Below are 20,596 nucleotides of genomic sequence, written 5' to 3' on the forward strand. Positions count from 1 at the left end.
AGGCTCCTTGTGCCTCGCGATACGAGTCGACAAAACGGAATTACAGAATCTCAATCGTGAACGAGCGAACAACGGTCTCCTTGGGCTTGGCGACAAGGCAGCCACGCTTATGCTCAAGCACGTCGTCCTCATCGGAGCAGGTCGAAAGGCCGCCCCAAGGCTCAACTGCCACAAAATCACCCTCGGGCTTGCTCCACACAATGAGATATGGGAAGCCCTCAAAGCTCAGGCGGACGCCCTTGTCCTCGCCCTTTTTGGAAAGCGTGACCTGGCGGCTCTCGAGCACGTCAAAGATGGTCTCCGCAAAATCGAAGAGCTCGTGCGACAGGGGCAGCGTCTTTCCCACCATGGGGTTCTTGGAGCGCTTGTCCACGTCAATCAAGCCAGTCGAAGGGACAGCGGTGCAAAGCTCTGCAGCCTCTTCTTTCTCAAAGCGCAACTCGTAGTCCGTATAGGCCTCGCCCTCATCGAGCGGGCACCTAAAGCCGGGATGCCCACCGATAAAGAACGGCATGTCCTCGGTGCCCTCGTTGGTAACCTCATAGGAGACACGCACGGCGGCGTCCTCGAGCGTATAGCGGGCGACGAGCCTAAACGGATACGGATAATCGCTCAGCAGCGCGGCGTTATCCTCCGAAGCCAGGCACATAGCCAACTCGTTCTCGCCTTGGCTCAGCAGCTTCCATTCCTGCTTGCGCGCAAAGCCGTGGCGAGCGAGCTTTACATGATGCCCGGCAAACGTCATGGCGCTGTTGTCGCGCAAGCCTCCGCAAATCGGGAAGCAAATCGGCGCCTGGCCGGACCACACGGTGGGATCACCCTGCCACAAGTACTCGCGACCTCCGGCCTCAATCGAGGTAAACGAGCCACCAGCCGTGGAAACCTTAATAGAAATCGAATCGTTGGAGAGAGCGTATTCCATTACCCATCCTTTCGAACAACTGCTTTATTTCACGCAAGCGCCCGTTTCAATCCTAACCATAGAACAAACCCGCACGCTCATCGATGCGTCCGGTATCCCGGCCATGTAACGGGGTACCATACAGACATTGATGCAATTACAGCTGAAAGGCCTTCTTATGCGAACCATCATTCTTTATGCCTCACGCCACCACGGCAATACGAAAAAGCTCGTGGACGCCATCGTCGAGGCGCACCCCGAAATCGATACCCTCGATGTGAAAACGCTCGGCAAAAACGAGTATCCCAACCTGCACGAATACCATCTGATTGGTGTCGCCACGGGCATCTATTACTCCGAGATCGACAAGGACATGGCACGCGTGCTCACTAACGTGTTGCAGCCGCAGGACAAGGTGTTTGGCCTTATGACCTACGGTGGCAAAAACAAGTGGTACGGCAAGGATATCGATGGCATCTGCCGCATGAGGCAGGCCATCTTTATGGGTGTCTACGGCTGCCCCGGCTTTGATACGTGGGGGCCGTTCAAACTCACCGGCGGTGTCCAAAAGGGGCACCCGACCGCTGAGGAAATTAAGGGTGCCGTCGACTTCTTCGACAAGATCGAAGACGAGTATGGAGACATCATCGTCGAAGAGTACGCCAAGCGCGAGAAGCGCCTAGCATACGAGAAGGAGCATCCTGCAGGAGGCCTGGTGGCCGGCGTTAAGCGTACGGCAAAGAAAATCGCTAGCAAGCTGTAACTGTAAAGGTGCTTTTGAGCGTTTAACCCGTACGGCGGGTCCGAGCAGATTCGGGCCCGCCGTCTTTTTCTTTCGTTACTCGGTAAAGGCGTTGCCGACGCTCTGGCCGCCAACATACGTCTCGACGAGGGTGAGCTCATGGTCGAACACGACAAAGTCGGCGTCGCGACCCGGCATGATGCTGCCGCACTTATCCTCGATGTGCGCGGAGCGTGCCGGCACCTCGGTTGCCATGCGAATGGCGATATCGGCGCTGGCGATGCCCCAGTCGACGATGTTCTTGACGCCCTGGGCAAGCGTGAGCACCGAACCGGCAATGCTCTTGCCATCGGCGAGCCAGCACAGGTTGTCCTTCATGATGACGTCCATGCCGCCGCTGGTGTAGCTGCCCTCGGGCATGCCGCCGCAGCCCAGGCAGTCGGTGATGAGTACCGTGTGCTGCCAGCCCTTGGCCTGCAGCAGCGCCTTGATGGCGGCAGGGTTTACGTGCTTGCCGTCACAGATGATCTCGGCGTAGGTCTCGGACGTGGACATAGCAGCACCCACGACACCGGGCTCACGGTGATGCAGCCCGCGCTGGCCGTTATAGGTATGCGTAAAGCAGCTGGCACCGGCGTTGATGGCGGCGATGCACTCATCGTAGGTGGCGTCGGAGTGACCGATGCTGGTCACCACACCCTTGGCGTTCAGAGCAGCCGCATAAGCAGCGGCACCGTCGCGCTCGGCCGCCATGGCGCTCTTAACGATGCGACCGCCCGCAGCCTCCTGCCACTGATCAAAGACCTCCTCGGAGGGATCGATAAGATAAGCGGGGTTCTGCGCGCCCACGTGCTTCATGGTAAAGAAGGGGCCCTCCAGGTAGATGCCCTGAATGCGAGCACCGCAGAAGTCGGGGCCGCGACCCTCGTCCGCCTGAGCGATGGCGGCGCAGGCGTCCTTGATCTGCTCGACGCCATCGGTGAACGTCGTGGGTAGCCAGCTGGTGGTACCGCGACGGGCGAGCTCAGTCGAGCTGATATCGATACCCTCGGGGTCGTTATCGGTAGTTGAGTGGTTGTAGAAGCCATGGATGTGGGTATCGACCATACCCGGTGCGATCCACGATCCCGTGTAGTCCTTGATCTCGCAAGAGGGCTCGTCGGCCTGCCAGGCGCCAAAGACGCCATCCTCGACCATAAGATAGCCGCCCAGCTGCGGACCTGCCGGCAAGAAGAACTTGTCAGCCTTAATTGCGTACGTGCTCATATGCACTCCTTGCTTCTAAAGCAGTTGACTGTGGTGATGCTTATACCCGGTCCAAGTGAAAACAAAAAGCGCCCGCCCGCCGTTATGAGCGGACGGGCGCCCTTACAGGGGGGACGCGATTAAGCGGTGAAGGGGTGAATCGTCACGCCCTTAACCACGCGGTTGACCGTGCCGGTGGGGCTCGGCGTATCGGGCGTGTTGCCCACGCGCACGGAGTTGAGCAGGCTGATGGCCTGGGCAAACATCACGAACGGCAGGGCAAGGTAGCCCTCGGGGAGTGCCTCATAGCCCTTAAAGGTGAAGGACTCGCCCTCGTAGACGATAGCGCCATCCTGCTGAACGGCAACGGTGTGCTGAGCGATCTCGTCGCCACCGATCTCGTTGAGGATGTCGATATCGTACTGACGGGTGTAGGCATCGTTGTTGACGAACACGAACACGAGGGTCTTGTCGTCGACGAAGGACTTGGGTCCGTGACGATAACCCATAGAGGTGTCGTAGGAAGTAGCGACCAGACCGTGAGCGAGCTCGAGGATCTTGAGCTGGCTCTCCTGGGCAAGGCCACCGAAGGAGCCGGAACCCAAGTAGGTCACGCGGTTGAAGTTGCCAGCCAGGTAATCGGCGACCTCGGGCTCACGAGCGATGACCTCCTCGCCCATCTTGGCGATGGTCTCGACCCACTCGGCCTTCTGCTCATCAGAGGCGGTGTCGAAAATAAGGGTAGAGAGCAGGGTCATGCAGGTGTAAGAACCGGTCATGGCGAAGCCCTTGTCGTTGGCGCGCGGGATGAGCAGCGTCAGCGCATTGGGGTCATCAGCGGACTCGACGGCGAGCTTGCCCTCGGGAGCGCAGGTGATGTTGAGGAACTTGACGTTGTGGACGAGCTCCTTGGCAACGGCGACGGCAGCAAGGCTCTCGGGGCTGTTGCCGGAGCGGGCAAAGGAAACCACGAGCGTGGGATCCTCGGCGCGCAGGAAGTCGCGCGGTGCGCTCACGATGTCGGTCGTGGCGATGGGCTTAAAGTCGTAGAGATCAGTGTTGCCAGCGTGACGCAGGTACGGGGCGCAGGTATCGCCAACGTAGTCGGACGTACCGGCACCGGTGAAGACAACGGACAGACGGCCCTCGCCCATAGCGCGAGCCTCGGCCAGGAAGGCCTCGATGGCCTCCTTGTTCTCGCGATAGATGTTGAGCGTATCACGCCAAAGCTCGGGCTGCTGAGCAATCTCGGCCGTGGTGATCTGGGCGCCGAGCTCGGTGAGCTCCTCGACACTCTTCTCGAACATTTCTAATACCTCTCTCTAGAAGTAATCCTCTGACGTGCAATTATACACTTCGGTTGGTTATCTGGTAGTAACCAGTTAAATACAAAGAATCATCATATGGAAACGGTGCAGACACTAATCGCTACGCTGGTGGTAAACCTTGTATTTAAACTGATCGGCACGAGCAACCGAGAGCGTATACTCCACAACCTCGTTTGACTCGTTATACGTAGTCCTAACCAAATCGAGCACAGGCGAGCCCTCGACGATTTCCAAAAGGTGGGCATCGGTGGGACGGGCTATGCTCGCATAGAACTCCTCTTCGGCCACGCGTATTTTTTGTTGAAAGTCTTGCTCAATCACATCGTAAAGCGGCTTACGCTCCAGCAGCGGTCGCTTTAGGGACAGAAATTGACGAACCGGTAGATAGCTACGTTCGACCATCATGGGCATGTTGTCGGCAGAACGAAGGCGCTTGAGCTTAAAAATGCGATCACCGATACGTAATCCCATATGCTCGGCCAGATTCTTACCGGCCTCCATCTCGCAAAAATCGAGAATCGTGGTCTCGGGGTCGCGACCCATCGCGCGCATCTGCTCGGTAAAGCTGTAGGACTGCATAAGATTGGTTGCCTTTGCCGAACGGTCGGTCACAAAGGTACCGCGACCGTGCTGCCGAACCACCAGTCCTAAACGCTCCAGTTCCTGCAGAGCTAGGCGTACCGTAGTGCGCGAGAGACCATAGCGCTCCGAAAGTTCGCGCTCGGAAGGAATCATGTCACCGGCGCGATATTCATGGTCAATCTTTTCGGTCAGAATATCGACCAGCTGATCGTACAGCGGTTGCTTACGCGCTCCGATCGCCATCCTATCCTCCCTTTTGCTCAAACTAGGCTACTACCTTGGGTGTTAAGCATTATCGGTCTGCAACACCCGAATCATTAAGAAAACAAAAGCCGCGCGCTCTTTCGAGCACGCGGCTTTTAACATACACATGGCTTAAGGGGTCGGGGTGTGAGCCGCGTAGGGACACACCCCTCAAGCTAGAGCCTTACCAGATGCTCGGCCAGAGACCAAGCGGGCCAGCGCCCAGGATGCCCAGAACGAAGAGCAGCAGAATGCCCTTGGTCGGGGTCCAGCTGTGCTTAGCGAACATGTAGTAAAGCAGCAGCGTAAGCATAAGCGGGACAAGCTTCGGGACGATGGTGTTGAGGGTGTCGGCAACAGAGAAGTTGACCGGATCCTCGGTGACGGTGCCGTAGGTAACGGACTCCATGCCGTTGCCCAGATCGGTGACGCCGCACTCGACAGCGTTGCCGTCGGCATCGGAAGCGGTGAGGGCGTTGCCGTCCTCATCGGTCATGGCGATGGTACCGGCCTCAGCGGTCTCGGTATCGATGCCCTCCATACCGGTGAAGTTCTCGGCCTCCTTCTCGGAGACGATCACGGTAGTAGCGGAGAGGCCACGGGTGGTGCCGTTGGGGATCTGGAGGTTGATCTGGGTGCCACCCATGGTGACGACCAGGCAACCGACGACGAAGACGCCCATAATGGAAGCGGCACGCGTGAAGGCCTGCATGTTGGCAGTCAGAGCGTCAATAGCGCTGGTGCCAAGCTTGTAGGACCAGTTCATGAGCCAGAAGCGCAGAGCGAACTGGACGACGTTGAAGATCACCAGGAAGATGATCGGCGCAGCGGCGTTGCCGTTGATGGCCATGTTGGAGGTGATGCCGGCCGTGATAGGCACGAGCGTCAGCCAGAACAGGGCGTCACCGATACCACCGAGCGGGCCCATTGCGGCGACGCGGACGGCGCGGATCGTGGGGATGTCAACCTTGTTCTGCTCGAGCGAAAGCACGATACCCATAACAAAGGTGACGAGGAACGGGTGAGTGTTGAAGAACTCCAGGTTGTGGCTCATGGAAGCCGCGAGGTCGTTCTTGTTGGTGTGGATCTTCTCCAGACCGGGGATGATGGAGTAAAGCCAGCCAGCGGCCTGCATGCGCTCGTAGTTGAACGATGCCTGCAGGAAGCAGGAGCGCCAAGCCATCTTGTTGAGGGTCTTCTGGTCGAGCTGCGGAGCAGGAGTGAGATCCTCGTAGTGCTCCGGGATCACATACTCATTAGATGCCATCTTCGAAGTCACCTCCGTCAGAAACAGCTGCACCCTTCAGCTCGGTCTGCTGCTGGAAGTCCCAGAAAGCAATGCCGAAGCCGATGAGAGCGAGGATGAGCAGGGCAGGGGTTGCCAGAGAATCGTTGGCAACGGTGATGAGCGCGAGGCCAAAGCCCATGAGGAAGAAGCCCCACATATCGCGGTTCATCATAACCTTGAGCAGGACGGCGAAGCCGACGAAGCGCATCATGCCGCCTGCAGCGGACAGACCGGTCTGCAGCCAAGTCGGGATGGCGGAAGCGATGGTCTGACCGATGGTGGCGCCAGCGATGAAGAACAGGGTGACGACGACAGCGAAGATCAGGCCGAGCAGGGTCATGGCGAAGTAGTTCAGGCGCTCGATGCCCTTGGTGTCCGCGTTGTGAGCCATGTTATCGGCCGAGGACATAAGCGGGGACATAAGCGTGAAGACCAGGGTAACACCAAGCTGGCCAAGCAGAGCGAACGGAATGGCGAGGCCGACTGCCGCGTTGGGCTCGAGCTTCGTAGCGATAGCGAGAATGGCTGCCATGATGCCGCCGATGACGGCGTTAGGCGGCTGAGCGCCTCCGATCGGCATGTTGCCGATCGTCATGAGCTGATAAGTACCACCCACGAGAAGACCGGTGTTGAGGTCGCCAAGGATAAGACCGATGACGGCGCCGGTGACGATGGGCTGATAGAGAGACTCGAGGAAGTTGAACTGGTCGATTGCCGCGATGAACGTAACAACGAAGACCAGTGCGACCTGAATGATCGAGAATTCCATCTTGCTCCTCCTTTCAAAATGTATGTACGCACTTTGGATATCACGTACAGAATGTCAGGGTTTCACTCCTGACAACGTGGATCACGAGGATTACGAGAAGAGCTTGCTCGTATCCTCAACAGGCGTGCTCGGAACGCGCCTGATCTCCAACTCCACCCCCAATTCCTGCAGCTCTTTAAACGCAGCGACATCCTCGTCGTTAACTGCGACGGAGGTGGCGACTTGGCGCTTTCCTTCCGACATGTGCATGTTGCCGATGTTTACCTTCTTTATAGGCACACCGCCCTTGACGAGCGTAAGCACGTCTTCCGGTGTTTCGGCCACGATGAAAATCTTCTGGCGCGGGCTCGCCTTGCCAATGACGTCGATGGTCTTCTGCAGGGAGAAGAAACGCGTAGCGACGCCGGCGGGAGCGGCCATCTTCATGAGGTTCTGACGCATGGTGTTGGTCGACACGTCGTCGTTGGCGACGAGGATGAGGTTGGAGCCCAGGGTGGAGTTCCACTGGGTCGCGACCTGACCATGAACCAGTCGGTTATCGATGCGGGTAAGAAGAATGTTGGGTTCTGCCATGTTGATCAGCTTCCTTTCGTTGATTGCTGACGACAGTTACTTAATCTCCTGAATCGCGTAACGCGAAACATCTACGACGGCACCGGATCGGACTTTGATCTGGACCTTTTCGCCTTCGATGCCTTTGACGGTTCCGTAGATACCGCCGGCGAAAAGAACCTCCTGACCCGGCTTGAGCTCCGTGTGCAGCTCCTTGAAGTACTTCTGCTTCTTCTTCATGTTGATTTGCGACCAGATGGTGTAAATCAAGCCCATGATGACAAGCAGGCCCAAAAGAGCGACCGAGGAACTCAGAACACTGGCTCCGAAATCGGCCATTAGATGCCGTCCTCGTCGCCGAAGATATCCTCTTCCTCGGCACCAGCGACGGAGGCGACCGTCTGGGCGGTGATGCCCGTCTGGCCAACGGTCACGGCCTGCTCGCCAAGCTCGGCGAGCGTGGCGTTGCCGCGGAGGAACAGAAGCTCAATAACCATGGGAAGGTTAGTTCCAGTCAGAATCTCGACGTTGTCGACATCCTGGGCAATCATCATTGCCTGGTTGAACGGGGTACCACCAAGCAGGTCGGTAAAGACGAGCACGCCATCGCACTCCTCGCGCATGGCGGTAATAGCGGCGCGGAGATCCTCACCGTAGGAAGCAGCCTGGTCGCCCTCAAAAGGAACGACGGTAAAAGCGGGCTGGTCGCCAGCGACCATAGCGATAGCGTTTGCGAGGCCGGGTGCGAACTGTCCATGACCGGTAAGAATAAAGCCAACCATTCAAATTTCCCTTCCGAAGGTGTGTACGATCTGAGTCCGATGATGTTCGGAAGCCAGCGGGCGGACGCCCTTAAAGCTTCTTGGAAAGCGTTCTTTGAAGACCAGTGGTCTCTCAACTGGTAGTAACCACGTGACGTGTTGTTGTCACTATATCATCACAGAAGAGGTCGCTTTCGCTGATTCACGCAGTAAAACGTTTTTGCACCGCTCACGGCGATAAATCGACCGTTTACCGCTCGTTAACACTTCTACCTGCGGTTTTGAAATACTTTGACGAAAGATCGGAACCTTTTCTGTGTCTAAACAACGCAGGGTGGCCAAAAAAGGCATGTAGAAAAAATGCAGGTCATTGTGAAGATTTGTGAATTGGTCTTTTTGACTTAATACCAGTTAGAACCAGTTTAGAAATTATCGGTGAACGGTAGTTTTCGACCGCTCAGCGGTTATTTCCAATCGTTTGCAGCTCCTTTTCCATATGAATTAGGGAGACCCGATGAAGCACTTGCGCGGTTGCGGGAAATTTCGATACTCGTCCATCCCCCACGTGCCAAACTCTCACTCCCTAAATATGCCATAAGCTCTCGCTATTCGTCTTACAAACATAACTTACTCTAATCTGTAATTGTTTATCGTTTATCATTAAGTATGTTATAAGATTTAAATATCATCCTAGACATTGGTTGGAGGAGCTATGATCCGCTGGAACGTATCCAAATCGAATGAATCCATCAACCGCGAACAGGCAATAGCCGATCTGAGGAAGCTCGCTCACATCTGCAAATGGGCCACAATCTGCACCGCCGTAGCGCTCGCTCTGGGACTTCTCGCAGTCATTGCAATCGAGCTTCTACTCATATTGCCTAGCCTCTCCCAAGGGTTCTGCCTCCAATCCGTAGAGCTTAATGCCGGCGAAGGGCCATCTCTCGCTCTCGTCGGCGCCAATGAACAGACCCCTCTTATGCTTGTCGCGCACGACGGTCATACTGCCATAGGGAGCGCCATGATGACATGCCTTGCGCTTGCCATTGTGCTAAGCGCATACAGGTTTTTCTCCGCCATTGAAAAGGCGGGCAGGCCCTTTGACCTCGAATGCATCCGCATACTACGTCAAGTAGGACATTTGTTCCTTATTGGCGGCGTTGCTGTGAAGCTTCTTGGTGCCATAGTCACGGGGCTGATACTCTCAGGATTTGGCGGCAACTTTACGGATGCGCTTGGCGGCCAGCACCTCGACCTCTCTATGGTCTTTGCAGGCCTGATTATTAGCCTGATTGCCAGCGTCTTCCAGTACGGGTGTATCCTGCAAATACAAGATGACGAGTTGCTCTAGGGGGAATCCATGATTATTCTGCGTCTCGACCGCATGCTCGCCGAACGCAAGATCTCATCCAAAGAGCTTGCGGAACGCGTGGGCATCTCCCAGGTCAATATGTCGCGCATCAAGACGGGCAAGGTTTCTGCCGTGCGCTTTTCAACTCTTGACGCGATATGCCGGGCACTCGACTGCCAACCGGGCGATGTACTGGAATATATGCCTGACGATGAAGCCGATAACCTCTTTGGACTTAAAGATTAATTGAGATTATTTAACTACCGGTACCTCCGACGTAATAAGCCCGCTAGAACGGATATCGTTCTAGCGGGCTTATTCAGATAGTTCGGCTACGCGATCGGTAAGCTCAGGCAGATCTTACGCAAACAGGCCGTAAATGCTGATGTTGGCCTTGGCGTACAGGCTGTTGGCGTACTCGGTCCACTTGGAGCTGGCGCTCGAAGCCTGCGAAGAATACTGCTGGTAAGCGGTGTAATAGGCGGTCATGGCCTGCTTATAGGTGGCGCTATCGGCGGTAAAGGCATCGTCGGCGAAGGCCTTAGCGTAGGTGCTGTCGGCGTCCTTCCAGGTGCCCTTCGAGCTATCCCACTCGTCGCCGGCAAGTTTGATGATGTAGTCGGCGTAGTCCTTGCTCGCAGTCTCCTCGTTGCCGTCAGAAGGCTCGGTCGGAGCGGTCGGCATGCTCGCGGAAGCATCGCCCACCTTCTTCTTGTAGAGCTTCTGCAGCGTCGCGGACTGACGGACGATCTGCTTGGCCTGATCCTTGGACACGCCGTACTGTTTTGCCATGGTCTTGTAGTCGGAGGTGCCGATGGAATCCTCGGCGTACTTCTTCATCTCCTTAGAAGAGACGGTAATGCCCTCGTCCTCGGCAGCATCGAGCAGAATCTTGTTGCGCACGTAGGACAGGATGACATCGGCAGAAGGAGCGGTGTAGTTGCCATCGCTATCCTTGACGGTATCGAGGCTGTACTGGCTCTCGATGGCCTCGCGCGCGGTGATGTCGCTCTTCTTGCCGTTATAACTATAGCTTGCCACGGTCGAATCGAGCTGGTCCTCGGTCAGGGTCGACGAACCGACACCCTTGCCGCCAAAGCCGCCATTGCCAATAAAGAAGCCGACCACCGCAGCGATCACGACTGCAACCACGAAGGCGGCGATCATCGTCTTCTTGTGCTTGGATGCATGGTCGTCCGCGTCGGAGTCGTCGTCCTCGTCCTGTTCCTCGGGCATGAGGTTCTCGTCGGCGGCGTCCGCGGCGACCTTTGCCTCCAGGCGAGCGTCCTCTTCCTCGGCGGTCGTGCCGGCAGCAATGTGCTCGGCAGACGTACCGGCGACCAGGTCGATCTTCTCGTCCTCATCACCGTCGGGGCCTTCGCCGCGCTCGATGATCTGGATGCCGTCGATCTCGTCCTTCTCGTCCTTCTTTTGAATCAGACCCATATCAGTTACTCCTTGTTAGGAAACATAGTCTTCAATAGAATACGCCCGACGAGGCGCCGGGCGTATTGATTCTTAGGTTATACGCAAACACTTAAGTACTATTTAGGCGTTTGCAGTCTGCATGCCTTAGGCCAGGTGCGCGATAACGGCATCGGCAAAGGCCTGCGTGCCCACAGCGCCCTCAACGGAGCCGGTCTGGGCACGACGCACGTCACCGGTAACCTGCTCGCCCTCGTCGAGCGTGGCAGATACGGCGGCACGAATGCGATTGGCAGCATCGTTCTCGCCCAAGTGGTCGAGCATCATCGCAGCAGAAAGGATCTCGGCCGTGGGGTTGGCGATATCCTGGCCCGCGATATCGGGCGCGGAGCCGTGCGTTGCCTCGAAGATGGCGCAGTCGGCACCGATGTTGGAGCCGGGGGCCATGCCCAGACCACCCACCAGGCCGGCGCACAGGTCGCTCACGATGTCGCCGTACAGGTTGGGCAGCACCAGAACATCGAAGTCGTTGGGGTTCTGGACCAGGCCCATGCAGGTGGCGTCGACGATCTTGTCGTTGAACTCGATATCGGGATAGCCCGCGGCCACCTCGCGCGCAACGCGCAGGAACAGGCCGTCGGTCGCCTTCATGATATTGGCCTTGTGCACGGCCGTCACCTTTTTGCGGCCGCAGCGGCGGGCATACTCAAAGGCGTACTCCACAATACGGCGGCTCTTGGCGATAGAGATGGGCTTGATCGAGATGGCGGAATCGGCGGCGAATGTCTTTTGGCCCGAACGCTCGACAAGCTGCGAGAGCTCCTCGACCTCGGCTGCGCCCTCGTCGAACTCGATGCCGGCATAGAGGTCCTCGGTGTTCTCGCGCACGATGACCAGGTCGACGTCGCGGAAACGCGAGCCGTCGCCCGGCTGCGACAGACAGGGACGCACGCAGGCATACAGGTCAAAGTGCTTGCGCAGGGCCACGTTAACGCTGCGGAAACCCGTGCCGACCGGCGTGGTGATGGGGCCCTTGATGGCAACCTTAGTCTCGGCGACCGCGTCGAGCACGTGCTGGGGCAGCGGCGTGCCAAACTCGTCCATGACGCCGGCGCCGGCCTCCTGGACGTTCCAATTGATCTGGACACCGGTGGCCTCGACCACGCGGCGCATGGCCTGCGTAATCTCGGGACCGATGCCGTCACCGGGAATCAGGACTACATCGTGCGCCATAATCTGTTACTCCTCGTCTTCGGCGTCGTCAGATTTTTTAACGCTAGCACGCTTCTTCTTTTTGGAGAGATCCAGGCCAAAACGTTTAACAAGCATTTCGCAAATCTCGCTCGAACGGGCCTTGAGATAGCTGCCCTTACCGTTCTCGGCATCGAACTTAAGGCGCAGCGCGAGCTTCTCGGCAACCTCGGCGTCGATCTCGCCCTGGCAAAACTCGTACAGGCAACCGAGCATGTCGCGATACTCGAGGTCGCCGTGGTAGCACTGGATGGCCTCGTCCAGGATGGGCCAAGCCTCGCGCGAACGCTCGACGCTCGTGGCACCCCACACGCACAGCAGGCGGAAGGCGGCATAGCGCAGCGTGGAGGAGATCTCGTCGAACAGTGCGGTCTCGGCGCCCTCAAAGGCATCGCCCAGCTGCTCGGGGCAGGTGGTAGCGAGCGCCGTCAGGGCATCGAGGGCCTCCCAGCGGGTCTGCGCCTCGGGGCGGTCGAGCGCCTCGATCAGCGCAGGCACGCAGGGCACGACGCGCTGCGGGTCACGCTCGGCCAGCAGATGCAGCACGCGGGCGGCAAACTGGCGGATGCGGCGCGTGGGGCAGCCGAGCTCCTTGACCAGACGGTCGACGGCGTTCTCGTTCTCCTCTGCCAGCTGAAGCTGTGCCAGCTCCTCGTCGGTGAGCTGTTCGTCTTTGTTTTCTGCCATAGTTACCTCTTCTTATTTCTTAGCGTGCTTGCCAGCACCCTTGCTGTCATCGGTGACCGAGATGAGCTGTCGGTCGGCTGCGCCATTGCGACGCGCACGGCGGCGTTCCTCGGCGTCGCCCGCGTCGGCGGCGGCGCGGTGAGCCTTGTTGACGTTAAAGACCTCGTCGTGCTTGCGCCACGGACCGACGGACTCGCCAAAGCTCATCTTAAGGCCGGCGATAAAGCCGCCGAGCCAGCCGATCGGCGCAAACTGCACCAGCGGGAACAGTGAGAACACCCAGGTCAGCAGGACGACTGCCGCCGCGCCTGCAAAGTTGGCAATCCAGTAGTCGCGCTTGGTGATCACGCGCTTTTCGCAGGCCCACTGGCCGCACAAAAAGCCAATGTAGATCGCAAAGAGAAAGAGCACCAGCGCGAGCACCACGAACGTCCAGCTCATGGGCGCTACTCCTCGTGATGATGGCCGCAGCAGCACTCGTGGTCCTCGCCGTGATGGTGACCGCAACCGCACTCGTGGTCGTCGCCATGCTCGCCGCAACCGCAGCCGTCCTCGTGGGCACCGTGCTCCTCGGGACGATACTGCGACCAGTCCAGACCGGCGGCGATGGCATCGGCCTCCTCCTTGTAGAGGACCGTGATGGCCTGGGTGCCCAGCTTGGCGCCACCGATGGCGTCGAGCATGTCGTAGAGCGTAAAGGCCACGTCGGCGCCGGGCAGCGCGAGCTCGCGGTCATCGGCGTAGGCGAGCGCCAGACGCAGATCCTTAATGAAGTGCTCGACCATAAAGCCGGGCTTGTAGTCGCCGTCGAGCGCCTTGGGGGCTAAGCTCTCCATAGCGCCGGACTTGCCGGTGCCGCCCAGGATCATCTGGCGGGTCTTCTCCAGGTCAAGGCCGCTCAGCTCGGCAAATGCCATGGCGTCGGCCATGCCGACCATGCAGGCGCCCAGCGACACCTGGTTGGCGAGCTTGGCAGCCTGGCCCTTGCCGGCGCCATCGAAGCAGCAGATGTTGGCCGCAAAGGTGGCAAGGATATCGCGGACCGGCGCGATGTCGTTCTCGGTGGCGCCCACGATAGCCGTGAGCGTGCCGGCGATGGCGCCCGACTCGCCGCCGGTGACGGGGCAGTCAAACGCCATGCGACCGGAGACTTGAGCGGCCTCGGCAATGTCACGGGCGAGCTCGGGCGAGCTCGTGGTGAGGTCGATCAAGACCGCGCCCGGCTTGGTGCACGCGAGCAGGCCGTCGCCCGCCAGGTAGAGCTCCTCGACCTCGGAGGGATAGCCCACCATGGTAAAGACGACATCGGCGTTCGCCGCGGCATCGGCCGGCGTATCGGCCCAGACGGCGCCGCGCTCAACGAGCGCTGCGGCCTTGGACTTGGTGCGGTTGTTGACCGTGACGGGATAGCCGGCGTCCAGGATGTGGCCGGCGATGGGGGCACCCATGATTCCGGTGCCGATAAATGCGACGGAGAGCTTGTTTGCCATGAAACCTTTCCTTTTGGGTTGGGTGTTATTACCAGGTTGAATACTCGGTGCCAGCGTTTGGGCTGTGAGTTGAGGGCGATTACGGCCGCGTTACTTGCCTACTGGCCGCGCACGCGGCGGGCGATGCGGTCGGAAAGCGAGGCTTTCTCGGCGCGGTTCTTGCCCCAAAACGCAAGTGCCACCATGCCGGGCCCCACGTGCGAGCCGATGGTAGGACCGACGGAACTACGGATAATCGTGACGTCGGCGCAGCCCTCCTCCTTGCGGATGGCGGCTTCGAGCCAGTCGCCGTCCTTCTCGGCATCGGCAGTCATAATGGCGATGGGCATAGTGCGATCGGGCACGTAGTTCTCACGGAACGACTTGAGGATGGACTTGAGCGCCTTCTTGCGGCCGCGGTTGACGCCGATCAGCGACAGCGAGCCGGCAAGGTCGTAGGAGAGCTCGGGCTTGACGTCGAGCTTTGCCGTGAGCTGTGCCGCCGCGGGCGGAATGCGGCCGCCGGCAGCCAGCGCGTCAAAGCTCTCGAGCGTAAAGTAGCCGTGGACATAGGTCTTGGCCTCGTTTGCCCAGTCGACCAGCTGCTTGGCGGTGAGTCCCGCTGAGCGTTGACGGACGGCCTCGAGCGCCAAGAGCTCGCCGGTCGCACAGGGCAGAGCGTTGTCGACCACGTACAGCTCAAAGTTAGGATACTCGGCGCGCACGGCGTCCGCCGCCTGGCACGCGGAGTTGTAGCTCGACGACAGCGCCGAGGTAAAGCACAGGTAGACCGTGGGCGTACCCTCTTTGGCGCACTCGGTAAAGAACTCGATATAGCGACCGAGCGACACAGCCGAGGTGGACACGCGGGCACCGGCGCGCATGCGGTCGTAGAACTCCTTGGGTGTGATGCTCGACCAGATGTCATCCGTGCGCTCCTCGCCATCGATAATGAAGGGGAAACCCAAGATATCGACATCGAGGTTCGCGGCGACCTCGGGGCTAAAGTCGCAGCAGGTATCGACGACGATGCGGCAACGGTCCGAATGACCGGCGGATGCGGCCTTGTCCATCAAAGCGACTCCTTACGTAAAAAGGCGGCCACCCGCATGGGATGGCCGCCAACCGTTAACTCATGCAAGTTAACGTATTTTACTCGTCAAGTGTTTCGATGCGGGGCTTGATGATGCCATATCCACCATTCTTACGGTGATACACCACATTGATGAGGCCAGTCGTCGCGTTCTCGAACACGTAGAAGTCGTGGCCCAGCAGATCGGTCTGCACCAGCGCCTGCTCCTCAGTCATCGGGGTGACATCGATGACCTTCTCGCGGACGAGCAGGTCGTCGTCCTCCTCGGGCAGCAGCAGGTCGGCCAGATCCTCGACACGCTCGACCGGTGCAACATCCGCTGCGCTGGCACCACCCTGGCGGTTGTCCACGACCTTGGTCTTGAACTTGCGCAGCTGGCGGGTGACCTTATCGGCGGAGAGGTCGATGGCGGCGTACATATCTGCACCGTGCTCGGCAACGCGAATCACCGAACCGCGGGCGCGAACCGTAACCTCGACGATTGCCGGGTTGGGGTTCGAGGGGTTCTTCTCATAGCGAAGTACAACGTCGACCGTCATGGGCTCGATATCGAAAACCTTGAGCGCCTCGCCGATCTTCTCATCCACATGCGCACGCAGAGCATCGGTTACCGTCGTCTTGCGTCCAGAAACCTTGATATCCATACGTGGCTCCAATCTGCCTCGGGGACTTACTGTACTGGCTATGTACCCATTGCCGTGCATTTAATCACGCGGATTCCCAAAGACCCGAATAACGATTGCTTGATACCGCATACCGAAGTCTCGCACTTTTCTGTGGCAAAGTGCGCTATAGGAGGGAGCCGGCGACTTTGTATTTGGTCCCGAAAATTGGCTTTGAACTGCTGGTTTTATAGAGATGAAAAAGCCGGGCTCCCCTATTGGGGAAGTCCGGCGGTGCGTGTTGAAACCGTGAAGAGGTGTCCTTTCCAACGTATAGAAGACACCACCCCTAGCAATAACTAGCTATTAAGCTTGTTAATGTCGTCGTCGGTGATGGTGCCTTCCTGGCTGGACGATTTGTCCTCGGAGGATGCGGTCTCATTGTTGGAATCGGAGGACTCGCTGCCGGAAGACGTGGTCTCACTGGACTCAGAGTCGCCCGGCTGCACGTTAGCGCCCGAAACCGTCTTAGTGGTGAGGTCGTAGGGCATCGTGCCGTACCAGACGCAGTGGACCGCCTCGAGCGTGCCGTCGGCCGTAATACCGTCGAGGGCATCGCTCACGGCACGGCACAGTTCGTCATTGGACGAGAGGCCCGCAACACCAAGCGTCGAGGGCGCCTCGAGCGCACCGACATAGGAGACCTCGCTCATCAGGCGTGCAAGATAGCCGCCGGCTGTGGAGTCGCAGATCACATAGTCGACCTCGCCGGACTCGAGCGCCTCAAAGCACTCGTTGATGTTGGAGTAGGTCTTTTGGTTGGCGGTGATGCTCTGCTTAGCAAGCGCCTCCTGCGAGGCCGAGGACATCTGGACACCCAGAGTAGACGTGTTAAGGGTATCGGTGGAAACGCTTAGCGACCCACCATCGCTGGTTTTACCGAACACGGAAGCGGCATCGTACAGGCAGGTGCCGAGCGAGCTAACGTCCCCGTCCGTGGAGTTGATCTCGCCGATAAAGATATCGGCCTTTTTGTCGCCGAGCGCGGAACCTGCCGAAGACGCATCGACAAAGGCGACCTTAAGGCCCATGCGGCTTGCGAGGGCACGGGCGGCGTCAACCGCATACCCCGTGAGCTCGCCGTCGGCGCCCTGCATTGCCTGCGGCGCATCGGAAGTATCGAGGGCAACCGTCAGGGTTCCGGGAGTGACCAGGGCATCGTCCGACACCGCCGGCGTGACGGTCTCGTACTCGATCTGGTCGATCGTGGGAGTCGTGAACGTAGACAGCGGGTTGAACGCGCATCCGCTCAGGCCCAAAACGGCAATGACCGCTGCGGTCCCAGCACCTAACCGAGCCGCGTGCATCAAGCTGCCCCTCACCATGTCCACTACCCTGCCTTCTGTGTCGTATACGATCCGTGCGTTGCGCGGAATATCGGGTTGTTCCCACCAGCTGACCTGGTATTTGACCCCACACTTGCGCACCGGGGTGTTTGCTCGGGAGGCCGCAGCCACCTTCACGACTGGCCCGCTCGCCCGCGAGGCGGTATTGCCCCAAAGAAAGTAGAACGGACGGTGCGGCTTACATCTAGGACGCGCCATGATCGCGCCGCGCGCACGCGGTCGCTTACGTGGATCCCTTTGACCGCGTCTGTCTTGGACTAGGACGGGCATTTCGTCCGTCCGCAACCACAGCCTGGCAGGAACGTAGCGCATTATAGCTAAGTTCAAGCTAAAGTTTAAGGTTAAGGGCGTCATTCGCATCGTGCGCACAGATTTTGCAGGTCGGAGTGGGCTATTCGTGCCCCTATGAAGCCCGGAGCTCCCCTACGGGGAGCTCCGGGGCGCCCTTCTTAGGGTGCCCTGGTCAAAATATGGCAAATATGAGTACTGCCACCAATTTAGTAACAGGCAGTTTTAGCCTCTCGGACAGATTTTGCGCTCAGTGTCGCCAACCTGATGCTTAGTTATTCTACATTTGTTTATTATCTTCTTACTTTATGACGCCTCCGAGTCCTAAATTCCTTGATTTTGCTGTTACTGATTTAGTGACAGTACTCATATTTGCCATATTTTGGCCAGGGCATATGATTAACCCCCTATTTTCGACGTGAATTAGACCGGCTTAAGCCCAAAACACGCCCGCAGCGTGTTAAGCAACGCCTCTTGCTTCTTCCTGCGGGCATCGACACGATTCCGGTACCGCTTTCGCATACGCTGGTGCATGCGCCATGCGAGCGCTTCCATCGCTTCCATGTCACAGAGCATTTCGTTGTTGACCGTCGCGACCTCGATTCCCATAGTAATCAAGCCCGTGTTGCGCTTTTCATCATGGATACGTCCCCTCCGAGAGGAATGGCCCAGCTCACCGTTGTATTCCAGGTCAAACCGGGCTGCCTCTTGATACGCATCGCAAACTGCATGAGGCATCCCCGAGATTGCCTGCGCACGGTCATCGAACTCGATCTTGTAGTCGGTCTTAAAAGGTCCGCAGGCAAACCCGCCATAGGAAAACGGAAGCGAAAACCGGGCGAGCATGATGCACTCCATGGGCGAGAGCAGGTTTTCCGAAAGATAGGGACACAGACGCAGCAGCTGTTTGGCCACATTCCCCTTGCATGCCGCAAGGTAATCTGCCAGACGATCGGGCATCAGCACCGGCTCGACTTCAAAGTAGCCCACGTCTGCTGGCTGGTCCTTGTCCTTTGCAAGTTTATTCGTAACAGGCGAGGTGTAGGGAGGCAGATACTTCCCGCGGTCGCTCAGTGAAATCTTAGAGCACAGCTCCTGGGCCAGGGCAAACGCCTGGATGCAGCCGACCTCACGCGCAACGGCAACACAAAGGGCCTCGGGAGATAGGCTGTACACCCCCGGTTCCACCTCTAGAATCGAGCCGGCGGGCAACCCGGAACACACGGACCAGCCTACGCCAGGCATGCGGCGGCGCTGCGCCGCAGATCCCACCAACAAGCACAGATCTTCCTGCACCTCGCCACTTTTGGCTCCAATTCGCACCAAGTCAGGAAGATAGATATCCTCGGTCGAGGGCGACGACGTGCGCAGCACACGGCGCTCTTCATCGGGATTAAGGTCCTTCCAGCTGATGTAGCCCATCTGCCGGCGCTCGGCGCGCATCATGCGTAGCGCCGAGGCACCTGTTAGGATTACGGAAGCCGCTAGCTGTTCGCCTGTCGGCTCGTTGCGCCGCTCAATCTTCACTGCCACAAAACCACCCCTACCAAACACGTGCGATAGCAAGGCCATCGACTGCCGCAGCGCCGGCACGCTTGAGCTCCGCCGAGGCTGCTGCCATGGTCGCGCCCGTGGTGATAACGTCATCGATAAGCAGTAGGCGGCGGCCGCGCACGTCCTCAACCGTCTCGTACATGCCTTGGGCACGCTCGCGACGCTCCTCACGACCGAGTTCGCGCTGGTCGCCACGCCCGTACTTGACGAGGGCATCGAGCAGGGGAACACCCGACAGCTCGCAAAATGGGCGCGCAATGGCCTCCATATGATCAAAGCCACGCCGCCGAAACGCTGCCGCCGTCGCAGGCACAAACACCACCGCATCCGCACCGGACAGCACACCTCCTAAGCGTTCGGGCGCTACGACCTGGGCATGCAGGGCGGTGTCGTAGAGCAGCTCCGCCAGATACGGCGCCAGGCGTCGCTCGCCCGCGTCCTTGTACGCTTTAATGATGCGCGGCAGCGGATGCGCGTAGACGGCGCACGCCAGGCAGCGGTCGAGCGCCTCCGCCATTGCCGAGGACGTGCCCTCGACCGAACACTCAGTGCACAGCAAATCCCCAAACGGGGCGCCGCATCGGGTACAGCTATGACGTGGGTCGATGAGCGTGAGTGCGGCCAGGCAGTCTTGGCAAATAAGCGCACCGGCGCGCTCGCAGCCGGCACATCGTGTTGGCGACAATGCCTCGAGTGCCTCGCGTGCCGCCCGCTCGGCAAACGGCAGCAATTCGTCCGCAAACGGTAGGGCGCCGGCACCCTGCAGACAGCTCAATATGTTCAGATGGCTCTTCAAGACACAACCCTCCCTACATTCGGTCGCAGGGAGGGTTGTTGATCCGGCGCTATGATACCCCGATGCGCTCGGGGCAAGGCGGGCTAAATCCGCTCGCGGGCGTTATTCGCCGGCGGGCGGTTGTGGTGCGGACGAAGACGGGGTCGAGCCCTCGCCACCATCCTGGCGCGGCTTGCGGGAACGGCGCCGGCGACGGCGCTTTTGACCCTGGTCGGCCGAGCCCTCGCCACCGCGATCCTCGCGCGGCTCCCCCCCCCCCCGCC

At 58.9% G+C, this 20,596-nt stretch carries 22 protein-coding genes; 3 read left to right on the top strand and 19 right to left on the bottom strand.

The window, feature by feature from the left end:
• Window positions 1-40: 40 nt before the first annotated feature.
• Window positions 41-922: an aldose 1-epimerase family protein gene (locus tag DW661_RS00515; protein ID WP_089572398.1), complete on the bottom strand. Its 882-nt coding sequence runs from the start codon at window positions 920-922 to the stop codon at window positions 41-43.
• Between the two features lie 157 nt (window positions 923-1,079).
• On the opposite strand from DW661_RS00515, the gene DW661_RS00520 reads away from it, so the two are divergent.
• A complete protein-coding gene (locus DW661_RS00520; protein ID WP_089572399.1) occupies window positions 1,080-1,664 on the top strand; it encodes a hypothetical protein in 585 nt (194 codons plus the stop codon).
• 75 nt (window positions 1,665-1,739) lie between these two features.
• On the opposite strand, the gene nagA is transcribed toward DW661_RS00520, so the two are convergent.
• From nagA to DW661_RS00560, 8 genes are all read right to left on the bottom strand, one after another.
• Window positions 1,740-2,909 carry an N-acetylglucosamine-6-phosphate deacetylase gene (nagA, locus tag DW661_RS00525; protein ID WP_117646248.1) on the bottom strand — a complete coding sequence of 390 codons (1,170 nt, stop codon included), beginning with the start codon at window positions 2,907-2,909 and terminating at the stop codon, window positions 1,740-1,742.
• Window positions 2,910-3,028: 119 nt separating this feature from the next.
• Complete coding sequence (locus tag DW661_RS00530; protein WP_118934110.1) at window positions 3,029-4,195, bottom strand: SIS domain-containing protein; 1,167 nt, start codon at window positions 4,193-4,195, stop codon at window positions 3,029-3,031.
• Window positions 4,196-4,309: 114 nt separating this feature from the next.
• Window positions 4,310-5,041, bottom strand: a complete 732-nt coding sequence (locus tag DW661_RS00535) for a GntR family transcriptional regulator (RefSeq protein WP_118934112.1) — start codon at window positions 5,039-5,041, stop codon at window positions 4,310-4,312.
• A gap of 184 nt (window positions 5,042-5,225) precedes the next feature.
• On the bottom strand, window positions 5,226-6,308 hold the full coding sequence (locus DW661_RS00540; RefSeq protein ID WP_022094609.1) for a PTS system mannose/fructose/sorbose family transporter subunit IID: 1,083 nt from the start codon (window positions 6,306-6,308) through the stop codon (window positions 5,226-5,228).
• Window positions 6,298-7,098 carry a PTS sugar transporter subunit IIC gene (locus DW661_RS00545; RefSeq protein ID WP_117583564.1) on the bottom strand — a complete coding sequence of 267 codons (801 nt, stop codon included), beginning with the start codon at window positions 7,096-7,098 and terminating at the stop codon, window positions 6,298-6,300. Before DW661_RS00545 ends, DW661_RS00540 begins: the two co-directional genes overlap by 11 nt.
• A gap of 90 nt (window positions 7,099-7,188) precedes the next feature.
• Complete coding sequence (gene agaV, locus DW661_RS00550; RefSeq protein WP_089572404.1) at window positions 7,189-7,671, bottom strand: PTS N-acetylgalactosamine transporter subunit IIB; 483 nt, start codon at window positions 7,669-7,671, stop codon at window positions 7,189-7,191.
• Between the two features lie 36 nt (window positions 7,672-7,707).
• Window positions 7,708-7,989: a preprotein translocase subunit YajC gene (gene yajC / locus DW661_RS00555; RefSeq protein WP_117583566.1), complete on the bottom strand. Its 282-nt coding sequence runs from the start codon at window positions 7,987-7,989 to the stop codon at window positions 7,708-7,710.
• Window positions 7,989-8,432 (bottom strand): PTS sugar transporter subunit IIA, encoded by a 444-nt coding sequence (locus tag DW661_RS00560; RefSeq protein ID WP_118934114.1) that lies wholly within the window; start codon window positions 8,430-8,432, stop codon window positions 7,989-7,991. Before DW661_RS00560 ends, yajC begins: the two co-directional genes overlap by 1 nt.
• A 691-nt stretch (window positions 8,433-9,123) precedes the next feature.
• Between DW661_RS00560 and DW661_RS00565 the strand changes: the two genes are divergently transcribed.
• Window positions 9,124-9,762 (top strand): DUF2975 domain-containing protein, encoded by a 639-nt coding sequence (locus DW661_RS00565; protein ID WP_118259822.1) that lies wholly within the window; start codon window positions 9,124-9,126, stop codon window positions 9,760-9,762.
• 9 nt (window positions 9,763-9,771) lie between these two features.
• Window positions 9,772-10,008, top strand: coding sequence for a helix-turn-helix transcriptional regulator (locus DW661_RS00570; protein ID WP_117564746.1), 237 nt, complete (start codon window positions 9,772-9,774; stop codon window positions 10,006-10,008).
• 114 nt (window positions 10,009-10,122) lie between these two features.
• Here DW661_RS00570 and DW661_RS00575 read toward each other — a convergent pair whose 3' ends face one another.
• The 10 genes from DW661_RS00575 to DW661_RS00620 form a co-directional block, all read right to left on the bottom strand.
• Window positions 10,123-11,208, bottom strand: a complete 1,086-nt coding sequence (locus DW661_RS00575) for a hypothetical protein (protein ID WP_118259820.1) — start codon at window positions 11,206-11,208, stop codon at window positions 10,123-10,125.
• 126 nt (window positions 11,209-11,334) lie between these two features.
• Window positions 11,335-12,420, bottom strand: a complete 1,086-nt coding sequence (locus tag DW661_RS00580) for an isocitrate/isopropylmalate dehydrogenase family protein (RefSeq protein ID WP_117637059.1) — start codon at window positions 12,418-12,420, stop codon at window positions 11,335-11,337.
• 6 nt (window positions 12,421-12,426) lie between these two features.
• A complete protein-coding gene (locus DW661_RS00585) occupies window positions 12,427-13,125 on the bottom strand; it encodes a HEAT repeat domain-containing protein (RefSeq protein WP_117820896.1) in 699 nt (232 codons plus the stop codon).
• Window positions 13,126-13,137: 12 nt separating this feature from the next.
• Window positions 13,138-13,566 (bottom strand): hypothetical protein, encoded by a 429-nt coding sequence (locus tag DW661_RS00590; RefSeq protein WP_055310425.1) that lies wholly within the window; start codon window positions 13,564-13,566, stop codon window positions 13,138-13,140.
• Window positions 13,567-13,571: 5 nt separating this feature from the next.
• The gene (locus tag DW661_RS00595; RefSeq protein WP_118934116.1) at window positions 13,572-14,615 is read right to left on the bottom strand and encodes an NAD(P)-dependent oxidoreductase; all 1,044 of its coding nucleotides are present in this window, start codon (window positions 14,613-14,615) and stop codon (window positions 13,572-13,574) included.
• Window positions 14,616-14,713: 98 nt separating this feature from the next.
• Window positions 14,714-15,667, bottom strand: coding sequence for a DegV family protein (locus DW661_RS00600; RefSeq protein WP_117820898.1), 954 nt, complete (start codon window positions 15,665-15,667; stop codon window positions 14,714-14,716).
• A gap of 79 nt (window positions 15,668-15,746) precedes the next feature.
• A complete protein-coding gene (hpf, locus tag DW661_RS00605) occupies window positions 15,747-16,331 on the bottom strand; it encodes a ribosome hibernation-promoting factor, HPF/YfiA family (protein WP_055285508.1) in 585 nt (194 codons plus the stop codon).
• A gap of 317 nt (window positions 16,332-16,648) precedes the next feature.
• Window positions 16,649-17,656: an ABC transporter substrate-binding protein gene (locus DW661_RS00610; protein ID WP_158571027.1), complete on the bottom strand. Its 1,008-nt coding sequence runs from the start codon at window positions 17,654-17,656 to the stop codon at window positions 16,649-16,651.
• 750 nt (window positions 17,657-18,406) lie between these two features.
• Window positions 18,407-19,516, bottom strand: coding sequence for a hypothetical protein (locus tag DW661_RS00615; RefSeq protein WP_118934118.1), 1,110 nt, complete (start codon window positions 19,514-19,516; stop codon window positions 18,407-18,409).
• A 10-nt stretch (window positions 19,517-19,526) separates the two neighbouring features.
• Window positions 19,527-20,333, bottom strand: a complete 807-nt coding sequence (locus tag DW661_RS00620) for a double zinc ribbon domain-containing protein (protein ID WP_233539124.1) — start codon at window positions 20,331-20,333, stop codon at window positions 19,527-19,529.
• Window positions 20,334-20,596 lie beyond the last annotated feature (263 nt).

Origin of the sequence: Collinsella sp. AM24-1 (genome assembly GCF_003470325.1) — a bacterium.
Classification (GTDB): domain Bacteria; phylum Actinomycetota; class Coriobacteriia; order Coriobacteriales; family Coriobacteriaceae; genus Collinsella.

Excerpts from the sequence above, each read along its gene's own strand:
- DW661_RS00560 (WP_118934114.1), bottom strand. The coding sequence starts at position 8,432 with ATGGTTGGCTTTATTCTTACCGGTCATGGACAGTTCGCACCCGGCCTC.
- DW661_RS00515 (WP_089572398.1), bottom strand. The coding sequence starts at position 922 with ATGGAATACGCTCTCTCCAACGATTCGATTTCTATTAAGGTTTCCACG.
- DW661_RS00595 (WP_118934116.1), bottom strand. The coding sequence starts at position 14,615 with ATGGCAAACAAGCTCTCCGTCGCATTTATCGGCACCGGAATCATGGGT.
- DW661_RS00580 (WP_117637059.1), bottom strand. The coding sequence starts at position 12,420 with ATGGCGCACGATGTAGTCCTGATTCCCGGTGACGGCATCGGTCCCGAG.
- yajC (WP_117583566.1), bottom strand. The coding sequence starts at position 7,989 with ATGGCCGATTTCGGAGCCAGTGTTCTGAGTTCCTCGGTCGCTCTTTTG.
- DW661_RS00540 (WP_022094609.1), bottom strand. The coding sequence starts at position 6,308 with ATGGCATCTAATGAGTATGTGATCCCGGAGCACTACGAGGATCTCACT.
- hpf (WP_055285508.1), bottom strand. The coding sequence starts at position 16,331 with ATGGATATCAAGGTTTCTGGACGCAAGACGACGGTAACCGATGCTCTG.
- DW661_RS00520 (WP_089572399.1), top strand. The coding sequence starts at position 1,080 with ATGCGAACCATCATTCTTTATGCCTCACGCCACCACGGCAATACGAAA.
- nagA (WP_117646248.1), bottom strand. The coding sequence starts at position 2,909 with ATGAGCACGTACGCAATTAAGGCTGACAAGTTCTTCTTGCCGGCAGGT.
- DW661_RS00545 (WP_117583564.1), bottom strand. The coding sequence starts at position 7,098 with ATGGAATTCTCGATCATTCAGGTCGCACTGGTCTTCGTTGTTACGTTC.
- DW661_RS00590 (WP_055310425.1), bottom strand. The coding sequence starts at position 13,566 with ATGAGCTGGACGTTCGTGGTGCTCGCGCTGGTGCTCTTTCTCTTTGCG.
- DW661_RS00585 (WP_117820896.1), bottom strand. The coding sequence starts at position 13,125 with ATGGCAGAAAACAAAGACGAACAGCTCACCGACGAGGAGCTGGCACAG.
- agaV (WP_089572404.1), bottom strand. The coding sequence starts at position 7,671 with ATGGCAGAACCCAACATTCTTCTTACCCGCATCGATAACCGACTGGTT.
- DW661_RS00610 (WP_158571027.1), bottom strand. The coding sequence starts at position 17,656 with ATGCACGCGGCTCGGTTAGGTGCTGGGACCGCAGCGGTCATTGCCGTT.
- DW661_RS00535 (WP_118934112.1), bottom strand. The coding sequence starts at position 5,041 with ATGGCGATCGGAGCGCGTAAGCAACCGCTGTACGATCAGCTGGTCGAT.
- DW661_RS00530 (WP_118934110.1), bottom strand. The coding sequence starts at position 4,195 with ATGTTCGAGAAGAGTGTCGAGGAGCTCACCGAGCTCGGCGCCCAGATC.
- DW661_RS00600 (WP_117820898.1), bottom strand. The coding sequence starts at position 15,667 with ATGGACAAGGCCGCATCCGCCGGTCATTCGGACCGTTGCCGCATCGTC.
- DW661_RS00575 (WP_118259820.1), bottom strand. The coding sequence starts at position 11,208 with ATGGGTCTGATTCAAAAGAAGGACGAGAAGGACGAGATCGACGGCATC.
- DW661_RS00565 (WP_118259822.1), top strand. The coding sequence starts at position 9,124 with ATGATCCGCTGGAACGTATCCAAATCGAATGAATCCATCAACCGCGAA.
- DW661_RS00570 (WP_117564746.1), top strand. The coding sequence starts at position 9,772 with ATGATTATTCTGCGTCTCGACCGCATGCTCGCCGAACGCAAGATCTCA.